The 6,024-nt window shown below is 38.8% G+C and carries 6 protein-coding genes; 4 read left to right on the plus strand and 2 right to left on the minus strand.

Annotation, left to right across the window (positions count from 1 at the left end):
* The first annotated feature begins 919 nt into the window (after nucleotides 1-919).
* Nucleotides 920-1,138, plus strand: a complete 219-nt coding sequence (locus NO989_RS21325) for a hypothetical protein (RefSeq protein ID WP_061093559.1) — start codon at nucleotides 920-922, stop codon at nucleotides 1,136-1,138.
* Complete coding sequence (locus NO989_RS21330; protein WP_148290659.1) at nucleotides 1,128-2,324, plus strand: hypothetical protein; 1,197 nt, start codon at nucleotides 1,128-1,130, stop codon at nucleotides 2,322-2,324. The genes NO989_RS21325 and NO989_RS21330 overlap by 11 nt, the downstream gene beginning before the upstream one ends.
* A gap of 374 nt (nucleotides 2,325-2,698) precedes the next feature.
* Here NO989_RS21330 and NO989_RS21335 read toward each other — a convergent pair whose 3' ends face one another.
* Together NO989_RS21335 and NO989_RS21340 are read right to left on the minus strand one after the other, a co-directional pair.
* Nucleotides 2,699-3,115 (minus strand): GIY-YIG nuclease family protein, encoded by a 417-nt coding sequence (locus NO989_RS21335; protein WP_015068583.1) that lies wholly within the window; start codon nucleotides 3,113-3,115, stop codon nucleotides 2,699-2,701.
* Between the two features lie 452 nt (nucleotides 3,116-3,567).
* Nucleotides 3,568-4,509 carry a hypothetical protein gene (locus tag NO989_RS21340; protein WP_148290660.1) on the minus strand — a complete coding sequence of 314 codons (942 nt, stop codon included), beginning with the start codon at nucleotides 4,507-4,509 and terminating at the stop codon, nucleotides 3,568-3,570.
* A 407-nt stretch (nucleotides 4,510-4,916) separates the two neighbouring features.
* Here NO989_RS21340 and NO989_RS21345 point away from each other — a divergent pair, with 407 nt between their 5' ends.
* Together NO989_RS21345 and NO989_RS21350 are read left to right on the plus strand one after the other, a co-directional pair.
* Entirely contained in the window at nucleotides 4,917-5,408 is a 492-nt protein-coding gene (locus NO989_RS21345; protein ID WP_101566763.1) for a DotD/TraH family lipoprotein, read from the plus strand.
* Nucleotides 5,405-5,962 (plus strand): type IV secretory system conjugative DNA transfer family protein, encoded by a 558-nt coding sequence (locus tag NO989_RS21350; protein WP_371343166.1) that lies wholly within the window; start codon nucleotides 5,405-5,407, stop codon nucleotides 5,960-5,962. The genes NO989_RS21345 and NO989_RS21350 overlap by 4 nt, the downstream gene beginning before the upstream one ends.
* The last annotated feature ends 62 nt before the right edge of the window (nucleotides 5,963-6,024 follow it).

Raw genomic sequence — 6,024 nt, forward strand, 5'->3', positions numbered from 1 at the left:
TCATGTTCATCTGCCTATCCTTAACTCTCTATAGAGTAAATTGAGATAGGCAGTTACACAAAATTAGTTACAGTCTCCGGAGTTATTGACGGTCTTCCGCTATCGCTACTAGACCATCAATCATCATTTAGGTGCTATTGTTTTCATATAGAAATTTTAAGCACTCTTTCAGTGCTGCTGAATAATGCCTGTATATTGAGCCTCTATTTAAAGTTCTTCTATATTAATATTTTTTTCTTGAGTCGCTTCTCTACTCCCCATGTTACTGGACGTCCGGGAACATCGCCAAAAGGTGCGTCCGGGAACACTTTTTCAAAATTTTTGGTTTTTGTGTGTATTGGCTCTACTCCCCACGTTACTGGACGTCCGGAAACACCCTGTTATAGGCATTCAATTCCCAGCGAATTCTACATTTTTGATAGATTCATGACTTAGGTTAGTCTTCTTAATCAGTGAATCGTCTACTCCCCCCGTTACTGGACGTCCGGGAACGCTTGTTTGTGTACAGTGCTTTATGAATACCATAGAAATTCAGGAAGAAATAACGTGGGTTATTATGCGGTACGTAATTCATTACATTGGCCTGCGTGTTTTGAAGCGAAGTGGATTAAAGCGCAACATTGAATACTGCTCTAGAACTACTACAAGAACCCTGATATTCGCTAAATTTCGTCATTTTGCCCGATACGGCAATATTTTTGCCGTTTGGGGTTCTAATGAAGAGCTTTAGTATTAGATGAGCCTACGAATACCCCATATGACATTTTTTTGGACATCTGGGGGCTTTGTCTGCTCAGAAAGGCATAAAAGGGAAAAGCGAGTCCCCATATGTATTTTTTTTTGCTTTTTGGGGGATTTCCCTCAAATTTTGAGATTTAAAATGCTCAGTTACTATCAAGTATCAAAATAGGAGTATTTTATGAAACAGAATTTAAACAATGCCATTCCACATGAACCAACTAAGCTTGCTCTTTCAAAAGGTGAAGTTGAGCTTTTAGAAACTGCTTTCAAAAAATTGGGGAGGAATAGCCATCTCACTCCAGTACAAAGCAAAATGAGTTCCCTTAGAATAGGCGCGAACGCGAAAAGAATTTATCAGCAAGTTTTGATAGCAAATGGTGTCAGGTTTGAAGTCTAGAACAAGGCATTCTGATTATCGAGATAAGTCACACAGCATGCTGATAATCATCATTCTGATAACCTTTACTGTTATGGCTTTCACTGGCATAACTTGGTTTTGCCTTAATTTTTTGCTCGAGATTAGACACGCTATAGATTATGAAAAAATCCAAAGCATGCTGACGGGGTATAAAATTGCAGGAGGTTTAATAACACTGTTCTGGGTCAATCTATATATAACTCACAAGTACAAAAATAGCAGCTCATATACTTTGTTTTTTGATATGCCAGCGTTGGTGTTTCTACTCTTTGGGGTTGGATACTTTGCTGTCTGGCTTACACAGTATATTGCTGAAGAAGAAATCCCCGATGATTGGAAGGCCTGTTCAAGATTAACTAGTTTAATTACGACCGGACAAGGTTATAAGAAACATACCGACTTTTTGCTGTTTAATGAACGAATACCAATTGAGTTTAAACATTACTACAAAGCGTTTATTCCACTGGAGATGTGCGCTTTAAACGAATACAGAGCTCTTATTGAATCGACGTCAGACGTGACAGTCTTTGATGCTTTGTCAGGATTAATAGCTATTACTCAAGTTGAGGGAGCGCTTGATTCTGCGCAAGAGTACCCTTTGCATCAATTGGTTATTTCAACTTCAACTGTAATGGAAGATAGGTTATACGAAGCGTACCTTAAGTTTAAAAATCTAAGTTTAAGGAAGAGGAGTGCTGCAGAAAACCAACTCTATAAGTCTATCTATAGAGAAGTAGGTGTTCATGATATTGCGGCAATATCATCTGAATTACTTATAAAGGAAGTGCAGAGAAACAATGAGATCTCAAGCAAAGAGCTGTTCTTCAAATTCACCAGACAGAGGTTGAATGGGCTAGACTACTCAAACTTTAATGATTATGAGAAAGATGCAATAGCTAAAGCCATAGTCTACTCAAAGGGTAATCTGAGAATTTTTTATAGTGAACTGCAAGAGACTGAAACTTCGGCTTTGCCGCTAATTGAAGTGGTTGGAAAAGGTGAGGCTGGAAAAGGTTTTACGAATGCAATGTTTATGAAGATGATTTCCCCATTATTTGTGACAATCCTTTGGTTGAATTTTACATGGATATTAATTAAAAGCTGGTTCATTTATATGTCACTTTGTCTTCGGTTCATAGGAAGTAGATCTAAAAAGACAATATAAGGCTCAAAGAAATAGTATTTGTTTAGTTATTAATACCAGTTCAACTTTTCTAAAGTTTCCTTTCAAGACAATAGTTCATGGTAATCACAAATTGCGCCTTAAGTGGAGTAGCCTTAAGTGGAGTAGGTCATATCTGATCTGACAGTTTCGATGAATAGGTTTAGGCTCTACCTGACAGGCAGCTATGAGCGTATAGCGGACCTTGACCACAGCAAATGCGCTGATCCGCTTCAGACAAAAAGCGGACCTTCAGCGCCCGCGTAATGGGCTGGTATGGAGCGCCAACGAAAACCCAGTCCCATCTGACGCGCTTTTTAAATTTCTGTGGTGGATATAAAAGCCACTACCAACTCCAACACTATTCCTATTACGCACTAATTCTCTCTTGGTAGGCTCGTGATTCTGACATAGCGAATATTAAGGTAATCCCAACCATCTTCAATCAACTCACGAAATGTGTGTAGATAATCGCTAGCTAAATCATGACCGCTAAAATGTTGGTGAGGTGTTTCTAGGTCTAATGCAGCTTCATCTGGGACTAGGTGGAAAAATTCGCGTCTAGGGTTTACTCGGTGCCCTCTCATAATTTCATGAGCTGCTTCTTCTGCCAACTTCATATTTGGTACATGCCACAAATACTTAAAGTACATGGGCATCGCCGTACCTGATGAGTGTAATTGTTTAACCCTTCTGGCAGGGTTGACTGAAAGCCCTATCTTAATTTCATTCGGGTTTGTTTCATTAACAAGAATGTAAATATACCCTGGTCCGCTAGGTGACTGGCCAGCCATTAAGTAAAATCTCTATATTAAGTGTTCTTGAAAAAATGGAGTTTCAGGTATGCCCTCACTGCTCCTGATTGAAATTTTACAGCTTATTACTGCGACTTCATATTAACACTCGTTTCCCTTGAAAAACCATATTCTGTGGTTCCAGGGGAAAAGACAAGTGTCTGCTTTACATACTCTTCTGCCATTTAATTGCAAATATTTGAACGACTGCTTTTGGCACATATGCGCCTGTCAAATTTCATTGAGTCCAATTATTAGAATCTGACAGAACACTGGTTTTTAAAAAAACATTAAACCTACGCTAACCACTGCTCGAGTGACTTATCTTAAGATGGAGTGCATTTTATTAGGTCAAGCAATGCAATAGCTTCTTATACCAAATCAGCAGTAATATTTAATCGGCATTAAGAAGAGTCAGTTTGACTTCAAGCCATTGGGGTTAGCGTTTTATACTAGTTTTGGGTAGGTTGAAAGTTCTTATTAACTTTTTTATCAAACAGAAGCTTAACCTTACCTACATCAATCGTGTTTGCTTTAACAAGGCCAGCATCCCCTCTTCCAAATCTGCCTTTTCCATAGTGTTCACTTGCGGTCAAATCGTTGCCATGACCTACAATTGCTGCAATGTGAGACAGTGGGGTTTTGGCGGATTTGAGATTTGCAATGCATTGATGTCGATAAGTATAGAGGGAGATCTTTTTGCGTTTATCTGAAAATAAACGATTCACGAGCCTAGAAAAAGCCTTTCTGAGTACTTCATAGTAATCTTCAAAGCTAACCGAATCATTCTCTGTTGTCCTGGCCTTATTAACATGAAGTAAAGCTAATCGAATAGCGAGAATACTTCTCTGGCTTACTTCACTGAGGTCTACAAACCTAAATTCACCAAATGAACGTCCATTAGTGTTTTTTGCATTTCGGATTTTGAGGACGGGGTAACTTCCAGAGTAGTGCCCAAGATGTTCCTGTATCTCAGAATGTAACTCCTGCTGGTTTATGTAAAGCTTGGCTGCTTTCATCTCTATAGGTCGTAAACCTGTAGTTAGTATCAGCTCGGTTATAGGCAATAGCTGTAACCCCCAAAAATCCCCAACATCATGTAGAGTCTCAAGTTCTTGTCTAATTGTATCTTCCTCTTTTTTAGTGAGGTGTTTCTTTTTGCATGCACTTGTTTTATTTGGCTTTTTAATTGCTCCCTCACTTGAGATTGCTAATAATGAATCTGCTAGATGTTGGATGTTGTTTTTTTCTAAATACCAGACTAGAGCTGCTTTTTTCTTACGCCATGTTGAGGTTGATATTTGGCTCTTTTCTGACAAGAGTTGTTCAACGAGTTTTTTATAGTAATTTTCATCATTTATCTCTAGACCACATCTTTTAGTAAGTGTTGCCACTCTCGACTGGTAATCCTGGATTGTTGAATCCGCCTTAGTTCTATTTATGTTCATGCTTAACCTCAATTTGAAGCACTCACTCTACTTTTTATTAATCTTGTATAAATCAGAAATGTTAAATAAGTCGGATAATTGGTTTCTACTCAATGAAACACTTTGTATCGTTTTACGAAAATCGGTTTTCACGGTCCCCATTTGACATTTTTTTTGCTCTTTGAAGACGATGAAATAAGTCTTAAATGGGAAGCAGCAGTTTCTCATCCCCGATACGCCTTTTTTTTTGTCGTTTGGGGGATTTGAGGAAGTTGTTGTGAGAGGTGGCTTTCGCTCGAGTCCCCCATATCACCGCATTTTTGCCATTTGGGGTATTTGTCTTGTTTTATCAAAGTGAACAGTTTGAGGTATCAATGAAAAGAGGTTTTTGTATTTTAGCCTGTCTTTCAGCTATAAGCGGGTGTAGCTCCACCAGCGAACAGTATTTATCAGTAGAAAGAGTGAGCCCAGTAGAGGAGCGTATTTCTGCATTAGCAGAAGTGATGGTTGAAAGGGCCAATAGAGTAGAGCAGCTGAAAAAAGCCCAGTACTTAAACTTAACCGGCAATAGTTTTCAGACTTCTGAAATTGGTTACCTACCAATTCTTAATCAGCATAAAAACTTGGGAAAAAATTATATTGGAAACTTGGAGCCTTTCGTAAAAAGACTATCAGTGGTAGCTGGTATGGAGGCCCCAAGGTTTATCGGACCAAAACCCTCAATAGATATAACACTCAATATAGATACAGACTATAAAACAGTTTATTCGATGTTAGAACAGGCTGGAACATTGGCAGGCTCTAGGGCAGATGTTGTATACAAAGCAGCCGAGAACTTAATAGAAGTGAAGTACCCAACTAGATGAAAGCTAAAATATTAACCCTGCTTTCACTTGTTATTGTGGCGAACTTTTCGGTAGGTGCTGAAGAGCTAAAATACCCTTTAGAGTTCAATGAAATCAGTGATTCTGAAGACAATAAAGCTATGTTGAATGTCCTCAGGGAGTCAGGCATTAACAATCCTAAAAGGGACGACTCTAAAGTTGGTGAAGATGCCCGAATTAAAAAGGTAGGAGAAGCTGCTTTCAAATGGGGAATCAAAGAAGGCCAATACCATTACCAAATACAGTACAGTAAGGAACTCGAAAAATACGATTCAAAACTAAGTCAATTTGCCAATTTCAGCCAATTCATTGTCGATGGAAGGCTTTTATTACCTAAAGTTTCTCTTGCAGAAAGACTTTTCGAAAAAGTAGCAAATACTAAAGTTCGAGAAGTCGGGTTTTCTATAACCATAGAACAACCAGCCAAGTTGGTAAGTGCTCCACCTACTTGGAGGGATTATCTCAACTTTCATATAGATAAACCTCTTAAACCCTCCGCAGTATTTCTTCCACGGTCTTCAGTATCCGTCCGGTAATCCCACCTAGCGGTTAGTAAACTGCCATGGTAGTAGTTGCTCGATAATCGGCTCTGGCTTGC

Source organism: Alteromonas sp. DY56-G5 (assembly GCF_041414725.1).
Lineage (GTDB): Bacteria > Pseudomonadota > Gammaproteobacteria > Enterobacterales > Alteromonadaceae > Alteromonas > Alteromonas macleodii.